General features: G+C 57.3%; 17 protein-coding genes. 12 read left to right on the top strand and 5 right to left on the bottom strand.

Going from position 1 to position 14,330, the window contains the following annotated elements; all coding sequences use genetic code 11:
* Window positions 1-78 precede the first annotated feature (78 nt).
* The 7 genes from A3L12_RS03830 (at window position 79) to A3L12_RS03860 (ending at window position 6,497) form a co-directional block, all read left to right on the top strand.
* Window positions 79-495 (top strand): hypothetical protein, encoded by a 417-nt coding sequence (locus tag A3L12_RS03830; protein WP_157726695.1) that lies wholly within the window; start codon window positions 79-81, stop codon window positions 493-495.
* 99 nt (window positions 496-594) lie between these two features.
* Window positions 595-1,611, top strand: coding sequence for an iron ABC transporter permease (locus A3L12_RS03835; RefSeq protein ID WP_088883207.1), 1,017 nt, complete (start codon window positions 595-597; stop codon window positions 1,609-1,611).
* Window positions 1,608-2,339 carry an ABC transporter ATP-binding protein gene (locus A3L12_RS03840; RefSeq protein WP_088882388.1) on the top strand — a complete coding sequence of 244 codons (732 nt, stop codon included), beginning with the start codon at window positions 1,608-1,610 and terminating at the stop codon, window positions 2,337-2,339. The genes A3L12_RS03835 and A3L12_RS03840 overlap by 4 nt, the downstream gene beginning before the upstream one ends.
* A gap of 33 nt (window positions 2,340-2,372) precedes the next feature.
* On the top strand, window positions 2,373-2,975 hold the full coding sequence (psmB, locus tag A3L12_RS03845) for an archaeal proteasome endopeptidase complex subunit beta (RefSeq protein WP_088882389.1): 603 nt from the start codon (window positions 2,373-2,375) through the stop codon (window positions 2,973-2,975).
* A 32-nt stretch (window positions 2,976-3,007) separates the two neighbouring features.
* On the top strand, window positions 3,008-4,108 hold the full coding sequence (locus A3L12_RS03850; RefSeq protein WP_088882390.1) for a hypothetical protein: 1,101 nt from the start codon (window positions 3,008-3,010) through the stop codon (window positions 4,106-4,108).
* Between the two features lie 37 nt (window positions 4,109-4,145).
* Window positions 4,146-4,937: an extradiol dioxygenase gene (locus A3L12_RS03855; protein WP_088882391.1), complete on the top strand. Its 792-nt coding sequence runs from the start codon at window positions 4,146-4,148 to the stop codon at window positions 4,935-4,937.
* 210 nt (window positions 4,938-5,147) lie between these two features.
* A complete protein-coding gene (locus tag A3L12_RS03860) occupies window positions 5,148-6,497 on the top strand; it encodes a cyclic 2,3-diphosphoglycerate synthase (RefSeq protein ID WP_088882392.1) in 1,350 nt (449 codons plus the stop codon).
* A gap of 121 nt (window positions 6,498-6,618) precedes the next feature.
* Here the strand turns inward: A3L12_RS03860 and A3L12_RS03865 are convergent, their stop codons facing one another.
* Together A3L12_RS03865 and A3L12_RS03870 are read right to left on the bottom strand one after the other, a co-directional pair.
* Complete coding sequence (locus tag A3L12_RS03865) at window positions 6,619-7,032, bottom strand: secondary thiamine-phosphate synthase enzyme YjbQ (RefSeq protein ID WP_088882393.1); 414 nt, start codon at window positions 7,030-7,032, stop codon at window positions 6,619-6,621.
* Between the two features lie 51 nt (window positions 7,033-7,083).
* The gene (locus A3L12_RS03870) at window positions 7,084-7,974 is read right to left on the bottom strand and encodes a thiamine-phosphate synthase family protein (RefSeq protein ID WP_088882394.1); all 891 of its coding nucleotides are present in this window, start codon (window positions 7,972-7,974) and stop codon (window positions 7,084-7,086) included.
* 118 nt (window positions 7,975-8,092) lie between these two features.
* On the opposite strand from A3L12_RS03870, the gene pyrB reads away from it, so the two are divergent.
* Window positions 8,093-9,019, top strand: coding sequence for an aspartate carbamoyltransferase (pyrB, locus tag A3L12_RS03875; RefSeq protein WP_088882395.1), 927 nt, complete (start codon window positions 8,093-8,095; stop codon window positions 9,017-9,019).
* Window positions 9,016-9,468, top strand: a complete 453-nt coding sequence (gene pyrI, locus A3L12_RS03880; RefSeq protein WP_088882396.1) for an aspartate carbamoyltransferase regulatory subunit — start codon at window positions 9,016-9,018, stop codon at window positions 9,466-9,468. The genes pyrB and pyrI overlap by 4 nt, the downstream gene beginning before the upstream one ends.
* Window positions 9,469-9,470: 2 nt before the next feature.
* On the opposite strand, the gene A3L12_RS03885 is transcribed toward pyrI, so the two are convergent.
* A complete protein-coding gene (locus tag A3L12_RS03885) occupies window positions 9,471-10,055 on the bottom strand; it encodes a hypothetical protein (protein ID WP_088882397.1) in 585 nt (194 codons plus the stop codon).
* A 117-nt stretch (window positions 10,056-10,172) separates the two neighbouring features.
* Between A3L12_RS03885 and A3L12_RS03890 the strand changes: the two genes are divergently transcribed.
* The 3 genes from A3L12_RS03890 to A3L12_RS03900 are packed head-to-tail and all read left to right on the top strand — an operon-like array spanning window position 10,173 to window position 12,120.
* A complete protein-coding gene (locus tag A3L12_RS03890; RefSeq protein WP_088882398.1) occupies window positions 10,173-10,970 on the top strand; it encodes a hypothetical protein in 798 nt (265 codons plus the stop codon).
* Entirely contained in the window at window positions 10,967-11,545 is a 579-nt protein-coding gene (locus A3L12_RS03895; protein ID WP_088882399.1) for an AAA family ATPase, read from the top strand. Before A3L12_RS03890 ends, A3L12_RS03895 begins: the two co-directional genes overlap by 4 nt.
* Window positions 11,546-11,550: 5 nt before the next feature.
* A complete protein-coding gene (locus tag A3L12_RS03900) occupies window positions 11,551-12,120 on the top strand; it encodes a hypothetical protein (RefSeq protein ID WP_088882400.1) in 570 nt (189 codons plus the stop codon).
* A gap of 2 nt (window positions 12,121-12,122) precedes the next feature.
* Here A3L12_RS03900 and glmM read toward each other — a convergent pair whose 3' ends face one another.
* Window positions 12,123-13,472, bottom strand: coding sequence for a phosphoglucosamine mutase (gene glmM / locus A3L12_RS03905; RefSeq protein ID WP_088882401.1), 1,350 nt, complete (start codon window positions 13,470-13,472; stop codon window positions 12,123-12,125).
* A gap of 51 nt (window positions 13,473-13,523) precedes the next feature.
* Window positions 13,524-14,309 carry a BtpA/SgcQ family protein gene (locus A3L12_RS03910; protein WP_088882402.1) on the bottom strand — a complete coding sequence of 262 codons (786 nt, stop codon included), beginning with the start codon at window positions 14,307-14,309 and terminating at the stop codon, window positions 13,524-13,526.
* Between the last annotated feature and the right edge of the window lie 21 nt (window positions 14,310-14,330).

A 14,330-nucleotide genomic window follows, 5' to 3' on the forward strand; every position in this document is an offset into this window, starting at 1 on the left:
GAGTTCAGGTAAACCGGAAGGGCCCACGATTTATCAATCTTCAATAGTAAATTTTATAAACTATTCAACGGAATTAATATGGGGATAGCTATGAAATTTAAAAAACCCCTGATGGTGGTCCTAACGCTGGCCCTCATAGGAGGGGCCGTACTGGGAGCTCTGAACTACGTGGCGGACAACGACGAAGAGGTAGTCAAAATCTTTGGCTACAACGTGTACAAAATACACGGATCCGGTAACTACACCATCTACTACCCCCTGCCCAACGGAAGCGTTAAAGTCCTCAAAAGGGGGAAAGTCGGCTTCTTCCCGGTGTTCGTGAAGGTACCCGAAGAGGAATGGGAGAAAGTGGCGGGGGGAGATGGCCTCTTTGCAGCGCCGACTCCAATGATGCTCTACGTTACCGAGGACGGAAGATTCGGAATCACAAGCCTGAGCGCGAGCAGGGTAGAACTCGGCGAGCAGCCAGCTCTCGATCTAAAAAATGAAACCTGAGCACAACCTCCGAAGAGAAATCCGAAAGCTGAAGGGGTTTTTCCTTTTTAAATCCCTCAACCCGAAAGGTTTAAACGACTGGACAAATAATCCATGACCATGAGAAAGTGGCTCCCGACGCTGATAGCGCTGTCGCTGCTGGCCGGCTTCCTTGGGGTCTACGTCGGTTCCGTTAGTTTATCCCCCTCGGACGTAACCGCCAGCGTCTCCTACGGCCTGAAGCTGACCCTCTCAAGGATCTTCCCTTCGGTGAACCCCGGGGAAAGGCCCCGGGCTTTTATCATAGTCTGGAAGCTCCGCCTTCCGAGGGTGCTTCTGGCGTACCTCGTCGGCCTCTCCCTCGCGAGCGCCGGCGTTGCCAGTCAGGCGGTCTTCAGAAACCCTCTGGCGGAGCCCTACATAATAGGCGTCAGCGCCGGGGCGGGAATAGGTGCGGCCCTGGGCGCGATCTACGCTCCCTCCCAGATGGGAACCCTCGCCCTGATCTCGGCGCTCCTCTCCGTGTTCATCGTCTACGCGGTCTCGAGGGTGGACGGCCACGTTCCCGTGGATACCCTGCTCCTGGCCGGGATAGCCTACGGCTTCATTGCGAGCGCCGTGACGTGGTACATCATCCTGAGTCAGGGCGAAAGGGCCCACTTAACGTGGATGTGGATGATGGGGAGCTTCAACGGGTCAAGCTGGGACGAAGTGGGCAGGATGTTCTTCATATCCCTCATGGGCGTCGGGTTCCTCCTGTTGAAGTGGCGGGAGCTCAACCTGATCCTATTCGGCGAGGAGAGCGTTGCCCTCGGCCTCGACGTTGACCTTTACAGGAAGCTCTTCGTGGGGGCCATAGCCTTCCTAACGGCATTCGCCGTCTCAACCGCCGGGATAATAGGCTTCATTGGTCTCGTGAGCCCCCACGTAATGCGCCTCATCCTCGGCCCGAACCACAGAGATCTAACCCCCGCGAGTGCCCTCTTCGGCGGTTCCCTTCTGGTGCTGGCCGATCTGCTGGCGAGAACGGTGTCAAGACCCACGGAACTGCCCGTCGGAATAGTGACCGCGCTGATGGGGGGACCCTTCTTCCTCTACCTTCTGATCAAGCATAAGAGAGGTGAGCTGTACTCATGAGCCGGCTTGAGGTCGAGGTTTCCTTCTCCTACGGGGATAGAGAAGTTCTCAGGGACGTGCGCTTTACCGCAGAGAGAGGGGAGCTCCTCGGGGTGATCGGCCCCAACGGTGCCGGGAAATCCACGCTGCTCAAATGCATGGTGGGGATCCTTAAGCCGAAGGGGAGGGTGAGCTTTGGGGGAAAGAACCTTCTCAGGCTCAAACCCCGGGAAAGGGCCAGACTGATAACCTACGTGCCCCAGAGCTCCTTTCCGGAGTTTGCCTTTACCATAGAGGAGTTCGTCGAACTCGGAACCTACGCAACCCACGGAAACGTGGAGGATGCCCTCAGGGTGGTCGGCCTCTGGGAGCGCAGGGGGGAGGAGATAACCGGCCTGAGCGGTGGAGAATACCAGCTGGCCCTTATAGCGAGGGCTCTGGCGCAGGGGAGCAGGGTTATCCTCCTCGACGAGCCGACGAGCCACCTCGACATCAACCACGCCCTGATGGTGATGGAACTCCTGAGGGAGCTGAGCCGGGAGAGGGTGATGATCGTCGTCCTCCACGACCTCAACATGGCCCTGAGGTACGCCGACAGGATAGTCCTTCTCAACAAAGGAAGGAAGGAGTGGGAAGGAAAACCCGGGGAGCTAAAACCGGATATCATAGAAAGGGTTTACGGGATAAAGGCGAGGATGGTCACCCTCGACGACCACCGGATCATCCTGCCCGAACTCACAAAGGTTTAAAACCCAACGGGAAAAGATTTGATGGGTGAGAGGATGGAGACCAAAAAAACCGGAACAACAACCGTCGGAATAAAGGCCAGGGATGGAGTTGTTCTGGCCGCGGACACACAGGCATCCCTCGATCACATGGTCGAGACCCTCAACATAAGGAAGATAGTTCCCATCACCGACAGGATAGCGATAACGACAGCGGGAAACGTTGGGGACGTTCAGGCACTGGCGAGGACCCTCGAGGCAGAGGCGAGGTACTACGCCTTCACGTGGAAGAGGCCGATGAGCACGAAGGCGATGGCGAACCTGCTCAGCAACATCCTGAACCAGAACAAATGGTTCCCCTACCTCGTTCAGATAATCATAGGCGGTTACGTCAATGAGCCGACCCTCGCAAGCCTCGACGCCATGGGCGGACTCGTCTTCGACAGCTACACCGCAACCGGATCCGGAAGTCCCTTCGCCATAGCAGTCCTCGAGGACGGTTTCAGGGAAGGGATGAGCGTTGAGGAGGCCAGAGAGCTCGCCGTCAGGGCCGTAAGGACCGCGGGAAAGAGGGACGTCTACACGGGTGACAGGAAGGTTCAGGTCGTCGTGATAACTGAAGAGGGCATGAAGGAAGAGTTCGTCGAGTTCAAGGAATGAGTCCCTTTTAATTTCTCCTTCGGGTTGGTAGCATGGGGCTCCCAAAAAAGCCGGTCGTTCTCGGGCTGATGGCCCTTCTGATCGTAACCCTCTACACCGCGGATAGGTTCACGGCCAGTCCTGATGCGGTTCTTGATGAAGCAAACGAGATACTGGAGGAGGTCCAGGAGATAAGGAACCTCACCTTCAGGGAGAGCCCGGAGATCGTTGTTCTGACGAAGGCCGAAGCCCTTGCCATGTGGAGGCCCGGAAAGGCCGACGTCGAGAGGATGAGGATAGAGGAGCTGACCTACAAGATGACCCTTCTCCTCCCGCCGGACTACGAATACGTCAAAGGCGAAAGCGAGAGGAAAGCGGGCTGGATAGCCGCGACGGTGGGGAACAGGGTATACATCATCCGGGAGAACTTCGCCCGGAATCCCGACGTCGCCAAGAGAACTCTTGCCCACGAGAGCGTTCACGTCCTTCAAAAACAGTGGTTCGATGCGAGGTACGGCGCGGACACCTACGACGGGACTATAGCCGTTCAGGCCCTCATCGAAGGCGACGCCGACCTCGTGGCGGACTTATACTGCCGCAGGAACGGGATACCGATACACAAGATAAGCTCGCTGAGCGGTGACCCTCTGACGGACCTGCACATATTCCCCTACGTCTTTGGCGATAGGTTCGTGAGCTACCTCTACGAGAAAGGCGGCTGGAAGCTCGTTAACGAAGCTTACGGGCGTTACCCCCTATCGGCCCAGCAGGTCATGCACCCTGACCTCTACCTCGGGAACGTCACGCCCCTGGAGGTTGACCTCGACGTGCCGGAATCCCGGGTTCTCAGGGAGGACAGGCTCGGCGAGTACTACGTCTACCTCCTCCTGAGGGACGTTGCGAAGATGGGGGAAAAGGAAGCCCTGAACGTTTCGAGCGCCTGGCGGGGGGACAGGCTCGTCCTGAGCGGTGACTCGACCGGCTACCTGTTGATGTGGAAGGTCGTCTTCTCGAACGAAAGGGCGGCAAAAACCTTCGGGGAAACCCTCTCCCGGCTTGCGGAGGGGAACGACTATGCAACCTACAGTATAACGGTCGAGAAATATTCGGTTCTCCTGAGGGCCGAGAGGAGAACGGGACGAACCACGCCCTGAAGAAGGTGGTGGATAAAGGAATTTCCGGGGTGATGATATGCTCGTTGGAACGGCCTTAATGCCCCACGGAAACCCCGTTCTGGAACCACCGGATCGAGAAACCGCAGAACTCGCCGGGGTCCTGAAGGAGGTTGGAAGGAGCCTCGCAGGGGTCGATGCCTACGTCCTGATAAGCCCGCACAACGTCCGGATGAGCGACCACCTCGGCGTTGTAATGGCGGAAAACCTCATCTCGTGGCTCGGATTCGAGGGGAAGGAACTTCCGGGTGAATGGAAGACGGACAGGGATCTGGCGGAGGAAATATACCGGACCGAGAAAGGGGCCGGAATGCCCGTGGTTGACCTGAACTTCGCCTCACTAAAAGGAAAGTACTCAAGGTGGCCCCTTAGCTGGGGGGAGCTGATACCCCTTCACTTTCTCGAGAGGAAGCCCCTCGTGTTGCTAACGCCCGCCAGAAGCCTGAGCAGGGAAAAGCTCGTGAGGTTCGGCGAGATCCTCGGGGAGGTGATTGAGGAAAGCAAAAAGAGGATTGCACTCATAGTGAGCGCCGATCACGGCCATGCCCACGACGAGAAGGGACCCTACGGGCTCAGGAAGGAGAGCGAGGAGTACGACAGCCGTATTATGGACATAATAAGGAGGAAGGGGCTCGAGGAGCTTCTCCACATCCCGGAGGAGCTCGTGGAAAGGGCCCTCGTGGACAGCTACTGGCAGATGCTCGTAATGTTCGGGGCCATGAGAAGGTTCGAATTCGAGTTAAAGGCGAGTGCCTACGCCCGTCCAACGTACTTCGGCATGGTAGGGGCGTTATGGCTCAGGAAAGGGTAGCGAATTCCTTCAACCTTATCCCTTTTCCGGGAACTCCGGGGTGAACCCCTGAGGGGGACCGGAAGATTGTCAGCAATAACTGAAGAGTTTTCAGTGGGATGGAAGTATAACAGAACAAATCACGTAAAATGCTTTCATTATTAAACAAAAACGGTTATAAATGCCAAAAACAATAGGTCAATGCCTGATACAACTTTTGAGGTGGTTGGAATGGCCGAAAAGAAGAGGAAAAGGGTGGTTATTCTTGGAGCGGCTGGGAGGGACTTCCACAACTTCAACACCTTCTTCCGCGACAACCCGGAGTACGAGGTAGTCGCCTTTACGGCAACTCAGATCCCCGATATAGAGGGCAGGGTTTACCCGCCGGAGCTTGCAGGAGAGCTCTACCCCAACGGAATCCCGATATGGAGCGAGGACGACCTTGAGAAGATAATCAAGGAGCACGATGTGGACGTGGTGGTTTTCGCCTACTCGGACGTTCCTCACGAGCACGTGATGCACCTCGCGAGCAGGGCCCATTCAGCCGGGGCCGACTTCTGGCTCCTCGGACCGAAATCGACGATGATAAAGTCGAGCAAGCCGGTCATAGCCGTCACCGCTGTAAGAACGGGCTGTGGAAAGAGCCAGACCAGCAGAAAGGTGGCCCAGCTTCTTCAGGAGATGGGTTACAGGGTGGTTGCCATAAGACACCCGATGCCCTACGGCGACCTGAGGAAGCAGGTCGTTCAGCGCTTCGCCAGTTACGAGGATCTCGACAGGTACGAGTGCACCATCGAGGAGCGCGAGGAGTACGAGCCCTACATCGACAGGGGAATGGTGGTTTATGCGGGCGTTGACTACGAGAAGATCCTCAGAGAGGCCGAGAAGGAGGCGGACATAATCCTCTGGGACGGGGGGAACAACGACTTCCCGTTCTACGTGCCCGACCTCTGGATAGTCGTTACCGACCCCCACAGGCCGGGACACGAGCTGAAGTACCACCCGGGTGAGACGAACTTCCGCTCGGCGGACGTCATAATCATCAACAAGATCGACACGGCCAACAGGGACGACATCCAGAAGGTCCGTGAGGACATCGAGAGGATCAACCCCAAAGCCATCGTCATCGACGGCGCCTCGCCGCTCTACGTTGACAAACCCGAGCTCATCAAGGGCAAGCGCGTTCTGGTCGTCGAGGACGGTCCGACGCTCACCCACGGTGGAATGAAGTACGGAGCGGGTTACATAGCGGCTAAGAAGTACGGTGCCGCCGAGATAGTCGATCCGAGGCCCTACGCCGTCGGCTCGATCATCGACACCTACAGGAAGTACAACCACCTTGACGTGATCCTGCCGGCCATGGGTTACGGGGCCAAGCAGATAAAGGAGCTCGAGGAGACCATAAACAGGGCCGATGCGGACGTTGTCATCATGGGCACCCCGATAGACCTCAGAAGGGTCATGAAGCTCAACAAGCCGGCCGTTAGAGTGAGGTACGAACTCGAGGAGATAGGCGAGCCGAAGCTCAGGGACGTCCTTAAGGAGTTCGTCGAGAAGTGCGAGAAGCTCAAGAAGGAGTGATTTTTCTCCCCCTTTTGTTTTCCATCAAACCGGAAAGCTTTTAGGAAGAACCAAGAACTGTCATTGCCCGGGGAGTGCCGCCGAAGGCGGAGCCGATGAACCTGGGCGGGTTGTTACCCTTTTACTCCCCTATGATCTGAACCAGAACCCGCCTGTTCCTCGGTCTAACGTCGAGCTCGACGAAGAAGATCTGCTGCCACGTCCCCCTCACGAGCCTTCCGTTCACGACGGGAAGGCACTCGCTCGCACCGAGGAGGGTGGCCCTCAGGTGGCTGTGGGCGTTGTTGTCTATCCTGTCGTGGAGGTAGCCCTTACCCTTCGGGATGAGTTCCCTCAGCGTGTTTTTCAGGTCCTCCAAAAGGCCTCTTTCGTGCTCTATCGTTATTACCGCCCCGGTGGCCCCGGGAACGAAGATTAGAACCTGCCCGTTCTCTATTCCGGATTCCCTTACGAGGTCCTCGATATCCTGTGTCAGGTCAATCAGATCGATCTCCCCCTTCGTCCGGAACCTCAGTTCCCTCGTGAAGACCCTCATAACACCACCGGAAGCGATAGTAAAGGATGATATTAAGGTTTACGGAGGACCTCAGAGGTTCTTCATGATTCTCCTGAGCTTATCCACGACCTCCATCGGGTTCCTTCCGAAGAGGTAAACGAGGGGCTCCACGCCAAGGCCTCCTTCGTCGATGACCGCATCGTAGAGGCCCTCCCTGAAGGGACTGACTATGGTTGTAACGGCCTCATCCTCGCTCAATCCCCCGGTTTTCACCCTCGCCACCCTGAGGCCACTCGATTCGAGGGCCGTCTCCACGTCCCGTCCGTAGCGTACGTTAAGGACGCTCCTTACCTCGGGCCTTATTCCGGCAAGCTCCACGAGCAGTCGGGCGGTGAAGTGGCTCGCCCCGAACTCCGGTGGAAGGGCGAAGGGCTTTCCCTTCACGGTGGTTATCCTGCCCGGAACCGCGGCTATTTCATCGACGTCCCTCGGAGATGGAATCGCATAAGCGAAGTTGCTCCTTACCTCCGGGATGAGGGAGGGAAACCTCTCCTCCTCGAGGAGCTCCCTGAGGGCCACGCCAAGGACTTTGAGAACCTCGCTACGGGATGGATCAGGGGAGAAGAGCGAACGGCAGATCTCTTCCCTTACACCTGCGTATTCCGAGTAAAATCTGCACAGGAATCCGTTCTGGAAGAGCTCCATCAAGCGCCTCGCCACGAGAAACAGAGAGTCTTCCCTGCTCCCGCCGGAGAGGATGAAACCGGAGACCTCCTCCGCTATCTCCTCAAGCTTCCTCGAGACCTCTTCGGGAGGGGTTTTGTACTTTCCGGCGAGGTACTTGCTGACCATGGCCTGAGTTATGCCCATGTAACCGGCTATCCCGGACTGCCTCATGCCTTCCCGGTAGAGCCTCTCCGCTATCTTCGCCCGAAGGAAGGGCATCAGTTCCTCCGCCACGTACACGCTCGGGGTCCTCATAGCACCACCCAAAACCCGGTTATTGGATTTTTGAAACGATGCTTAAAGCCTTACCGTTAACATCTATATGTCAAATAACGTTTAAAAACCAATCCATTTTTACACTGGAAGGGCTTGTATGGACTGGAAAGGTAGGGACGTAATAAGCATCCGCGACTTTTCGAAGGAGGATATCGAGTTCGTTCTGAAAGTTGCCGAAAGGCTCGAAAGGGAGCTTGAAGAGAAGGGTTCCCTCGACTACGCGAGGGGCCGGATTCTGGCGACGCTCTTCTTCGAGCCCTCTACCAGAACGCGCCTGAGCTTCGAAAGTGCAATGCACCGTCTCGGAGGTTCGGTCATAGGCTTCTCCTCCGCCTCAAGCACGAGCGTCAAAAAGGGGGAGAGCCTCAGGGACACGGTGAAGACGGTGGAACAGTACAGCGACGTTATCGTGATAAGGCATTCGATGGAAGGGGCCGCAAGGCTTGCCGCTGAGGTGGCCGATATCCCCGTTATAAACGCCGGGGACGGGAGCAACCAGCATCCCACCCAGACCCTCCTCGATCTCTACACGATAAAGAGGGCCTTCGGGAGGATAGACGGCCTGAGGATAGGTCTACTCGGGGACCTGAAGTACGGAAGAACGGTCCACAGCCTCGCCGAGGCTCTGGCACACTACGAAGTGGAGCTTTACCTGATCTCGCCCGAGCTTCTCAGGATGCCGGAGCACATCGTGGAGGAACTCAGGGAAAGGGTGAGAGTAAACGAAACGACGGATCTGGAGGGGGTCCTTCCGGACCTTGACGTTCTCTACGTGACCAGAATCCAGAGGGAGCGCTTCCCGGACGAGGAGGAGTACCTGAAGGTCAAGGGAAGCTACAGGGTGGATCTTTCCCTCCTCAGGAAGGCCAAGGAAGGCCTCAGGGTTATGCATCCTCTCCCGAGGGTGGACGAGATAAGCCCCGAGGTCGATGGCACGGAGCACGCCCTCTACTTCAGGCAGGTCTTCTCGGGCGTTCCTGTTAGAATGGCCCTTCTCGGCCTGACTCTGGGGGTGGTCAGATGAGCGAGCTCAAGGTTAAGGCCATTAAGGACGGAACGGTCATAGACCACATACCCGCGGGAAAGGGGCTGAAGGTCATCGACATACTCCACCTTAACAGGTCAAACGGTGTTCTTCTCCTCGCCTCGAACGTCGAGAGCGGAAAGCTCGGAAGAAAGGACATCGTTAAGGTCGAGGACAGGTTTCTGGATGAAGACGAGGTCAACAGGATAGCCCTAATAGCCCCGAGTGCCACCGTCAACATAGTGAAGGACTACAGGGTGGTGGAGAAGTTCAAGGTCCGGATCCCGGATGAGATAACCGGCATCCTCCGCTGTGCCAACCCGAACTGCGTCAGCAACCACGAGTACACCGTCCCGAGGTTCCACGTCCTGTCGAGGAACCCGTTGAAGGTGCGCTGTCACTACTGCGAGAGAACGATGGAAGGGGAGGAGATAACGAACAACCTGTAGGCCTACCCCAGCAGGTGGGGAACGCGCCTCAGCACGGGTATCGTGGATCCCAGACCGAGGAAGACGTCTATAGCGCTCTGGATGACGTTGGGAAGGCCTATGGCAATCCAGAAGGGAACCCCCGTCCACGCCTCAACGGTCTCGATGACCCGCTCCCTTGGAATGTCGAGAAAGAACTCGAGGGCCACGTAGTAGTTGAGGGCAACCATCAGCGGGACCCTGATGGCTATGCCTATGAGGAAGGCCAGAACCGCAAAGACGGCGGTTCTCCTTCCATCGGCCTTCTCGAAGTCGAAGCGGGTGATCCTTCTTGCCGCTTCAAGGCCCAGGAGAACACTGAAGGTTGCGGTGGACTTCATCATGCCCCCGATCCAGCTCGCTGGAGAGACGAGCGAGAGTCCGAGGAAGAGCAGAACCACCGCCACGAGGCCACCGGCAAAGCCCGTGAGAAGGTAGGCCATTATCACCGGAACCGCCACGAGGTCTATCTTCATTCCCCAGACCATGGGCATCTCCACGGGGATGACCTCCAGCATGAGCGAGAGGGCCAGCATCATCCCTATTATCGATACCTCCCTTGAGTTCATCCTCACCACCGTGCCGGCGTTTGTTCCACAATTTATAAATATTTGTTCCAATTTTAGAACATGGTTCCCTTCGAAAGAATCCTTAAAAAGGCAGAGCGGAAAGGGGGAGGGAGGAGAATGTTCACGGTCACGGAAGTGGAATCCCTCGTAAGGGAGATAAGAAGGAAAAACGGCTTTCCAGATAGTCCCTTCAGGATAGACGAGGTTCGTTACGATGAAGAGGGCGACAAACTCTTCATAATCGCCCACGACAGGACGGACAAGAGCGTCATAATAGGCAACAGCTTCGTAATAGGCAGGCTCCGCGAAAGGCTCGGGGTTGGGCAGGTAACCGTTTACTCAAACCTCGACCTCGAGATAAAGAGGAGAAAGCTCGAGGAAGCCGAAAAACTCGTCAGAGGGACGAAACTCGAGTTCCTTCTTCCGATAATAGAGGCCGAGAAGAGGTTTCCACCGAGGAAGTGGCCGGAAATCAGGGGGAACTTAAGAACCCTCGTCTTCATGAGCTTCAACGCGAGGGCCCTCCTCGGCTTTGCGGAGAGGCTTGGGCTTCCACACGACGCCGTGGGGCTAAGGTACTCCTTCCCGGGGTTGAAATACGAGCCCATGGAAGGAAAACCCAAGGAGATCTTCTTCCCCGAGGTGGAAAAACTCCTGAGAATCGCGGATGAAAGGGGAGCGGAGCTCGTTATGGCCGACTTTCCCTTCGGGCTTAAGTTCGAGGGTAAGGCGCTCCTCAACCCCTTTCGGTTGCTCCACATAGGGTTCTTTGAACTGAAGTACCTCTTCGGCTTCGAGAGGCCGGTGATCTACGACAAAAAGGCTTTAATCCGGTTCGTTGCGGAACTTACCTACGAGGGACTTATGGAATCAACGGACGGCGCCAACCTGATCTGGAGGATGTGGAAGAGATGATAGTCGGTGTGGTTGGGAAGATCGCGGCCGGAAAGACCACGGTGGCAAAGCTCTTCGAGGAAAGGGGTTTCTGCAGGGTCTCATGCAGCGATCCTCTGGTGGACCTGCTGACGCACAACGTCTCGGCCTACTCGTGGATCCCGGAGCTGCCTCAAAAGAGGGAACCAACGAGGGAGAACCTGATAGAGTTCGGGAGGTACCTGAAGGAAACCTACGGGGGGGACGTTCTCATAAGGCTGGCAATAGACAGGATGAGGCACTGCGAGAACATCGTTATAGACGGCGTTCGCTCGAGGGAGGAAGTGGAGGCCATAAAACGCCTCGGCGGGGTGGTCATCTACGTGGAAGCTGATCCAAAGACGAGGTTCGAACGCCTCATGCTGCGGAGGGCAGGGAAGGACAGAACCATAAAGAGCTTCGAGGACTTTAAGGCCATGGACGATGCTGAGGAGAGGCTCTACAGGACGAGCGAGCTTAAAGGGGTTGTGGATTACGTTGTGGTGAACGAAGGGAGTATGGAAGAGCTAAGACGGAAGGTGGAAGCAATAATGGCGAAGATAAAAGGTAGGGGGTAGTGCCAATGAAGCTCCTCATCGTAGCCCCATGCCTCTTGAGCCCCTTTTACGTCTACCGCGGGCCGAAGGAGAAGGAGTACGAGACGGCCCGGCGTATGAGAAGGCTCATCGGGAAGCTCGACGATGACTGGCAGGTCTTCGCCTACCCGTGTCCGGAGTACGAGCTGGTCGGCTGGCCAAGGGCCCCGGCCAGCAGGGAAGTCTACGAGAGGCTGGGCATGCGCGAGAGGGTTAAAGTAACGGCGGAATTCATAGGGCGCGTTCTGACCGAGGAAAAGCCCGAGAAGGTTGTTTTCGTCGGCGTAAAGGGTTCCCCCACCTGCGGTGTGTTCTCCACCACCTCGGGCGATCCCGGGCGTTACCCATATTCCGCCATGGGGGAGTTCCGTTACCTCAAAAAGGAGGAGAGGCTGGGACGCTCGAAGGAGATAACCGGGGGAAACTTCAGGGAGGCAAAGCTTCCCGGGATACTCTTCGAGGTGCTGATGGCGAGGTTTCCGGAGGGGAGGTACGTGGAGTTCGACAAGGATAACGTAGACGAAAGCGTGGAGTGGATCGAAAGAGCCCTTGGCTGAGCTCAGGCCCTCCCTATGGCCTCCCTGACGAGCCTTTCAGCCCTCTCCATCAGGGCTCTGGCCGTCTTCTCGTCCCGGGCCTCGAGGGTTATGCGCATTATGGGTTCGGTCCCGCTCGGACGGAAGAGGATCCACCAGTCAGCGGTCTCGATCCTGATCCCGTCTATGTCTATAAGCCTGTCGTAGTAGAAGATCCCCGGGACTTCTCTCTCTATGATCCTCATTGCCCCGGCCTTCTTATCGTTGGGACAGGGTATCTTGGCCCTCAGGGTAACGTAGCGCGGAACCTCCTTCACCAGCTCGCTCAACGGGCCGAGTCTGTCGATCATCTCAAGTACGAGGGCCCCGGCGAAGATCCCGTCGGGAGTAAGGTTCCACTGGGGGATTATCCACGTCCCGCTCGGCTCACCCCCGAAGATGCCCCCGGATCTGGCCAGCTCCTCGGCAACGGCGACGTCACCAACGCGCGTTCTGACGACCTCCCCGCCGAATGACCTGACGTAATCGTCGAGGGCGAGGCCAGCATCGACGGTGGTTATGACCTGTCCCCTCCCGAACTTCCGTAGCATGTAGCCCGCCATGAGGGAGAGGATAACCTCGTACTCAACGAAGTTGCCGCCGTCGTCAACCACCCCTATCCTGTCGGCATCGCCGTCGTGGGCTATTCCGACGTCGGCCTTCAACGAGGCAACGGCTCTGGAAAGGGCCTCCAGACTTTTCGCGTTGGGCTCGAGCTCCCTGACGAAGAAACCGCTCGGATGGGAGTTCAGGCTTAAGACCCTGTTACCGAGCTCGCGCTGCAGGTAGGGGGAGACGATGCTCCCGGCACCGTTGCCGGAATCCACGACCACGGTGTAGGAACCCTCAAGCTCGACCATCTCGAGGGCCCTTTCCACGTACTCCCTCCTTGGGTCGGCCCTTCTCAGGCTCCCGATCTCGTTCCAGCCGGCCCTTCTGAAGTTTCCAGATTCAAGGATTGCCTCGATTTCAGCTTCCATCTCGGGCGTGTAGGCCATGCCGTTCGGCTGCCAGACCTTTATGCCGTTGTACTGCGGCGGGTTGTGGGAGGCAGTTATGGTAACCCCTGCGTCGGCACCGTAGAGCCCGATGGCGAAGCCCGTGAGGGGGGTTGGGGCGAGGCCTATGTCCACCACATCAACCCCCGTTGAGAGGAGACCGCTTATCAGGGCATTCCTGAGCATCTCGCCGCTCGTGCGGGTGTCCATTCCAACGACCACCGTCCCGCCACCGAGGTAGGTGCCTATCGCCTTCCCGACGTTAAGCGCCAGTTCGGGTGTTAGTTTTTCGTTCACTACCTCCCTGATCCCACTGGTTCCGAAGTACCTTCCCATGAGCATCACCCCACGAACGAAGGACCCTTCAGGATGGCTATAACGGTTTCGTCAGGGCGAACCCTTCCGGAGTTTTCCGGCGAGTTCAACGAGCCTGACCGCCCTCTCGATGGAAACCTCCCTTTCAACCCTCCCACCGCGCTTTATCCACGTCCCGACGATGAAGCCGTCCGCGTACCTCCAGAGGTCAGGAAGGTTATCGTAAGTCGTTCCGGAACCCACAAGGACGGGAACCGGCGAGATTTCCTTTGCCAGCGCCAGCTTCTCCACATCCACCGGCCTGCCCGTGGCCCTTCCGCTGACCACGACGGCATCTGCCAGACCCCTTTCGACCGTGTCCAGCAGGGCATCCTCGAAATCGGAGAGATGAACGGCGTGCTTGACGTGCACATCGGCGAAGACCTCGATCCTCGAGGGAAGGAGTTTTCTGAGTCTGGCCAGCCCGTGGGCGATTCCCTCCACAACGCCCTGATCCGTGAAGGCAACGCCGCTCAGAACGTTGACCCTTATGAAGTCGGCCCTTACGGCGTAGGCTATGGAATAGGCTGCCATCCCGTCGTTTCTGAGAACGTTTATCCCGAGGGGAAGATGGATCTCATCCCTTACGGCCTTTGCAACGGCCGTGAAGGCCGCAACAGTGGTCTTATCCGCGTACTTTGGGAAGGGGACGTCACCGAAGTTCTCCACCATCACGGCATCGAAGCCCGCCCTCTCAAGGGCCCTCGCGTCCCTCAGGGCCGAATCCACCACCCCCTCAAAGTCCCCGTCGTAGAGGTAGGAACCGGGCAGAGGTTTGAGGTGAACCATCCCGATGAGGGGCTTCCTTTCGAAATCCATGATACCACCGGAGAAAAGGGG

This window comes from Thermococcus sp. P6 (assembly GCF_002214525.1).
Lineage (GTDB): Archaea > Methanobacteriota_B > Thermococci > Thermococcales > Thermococcaceae > Thermococcus.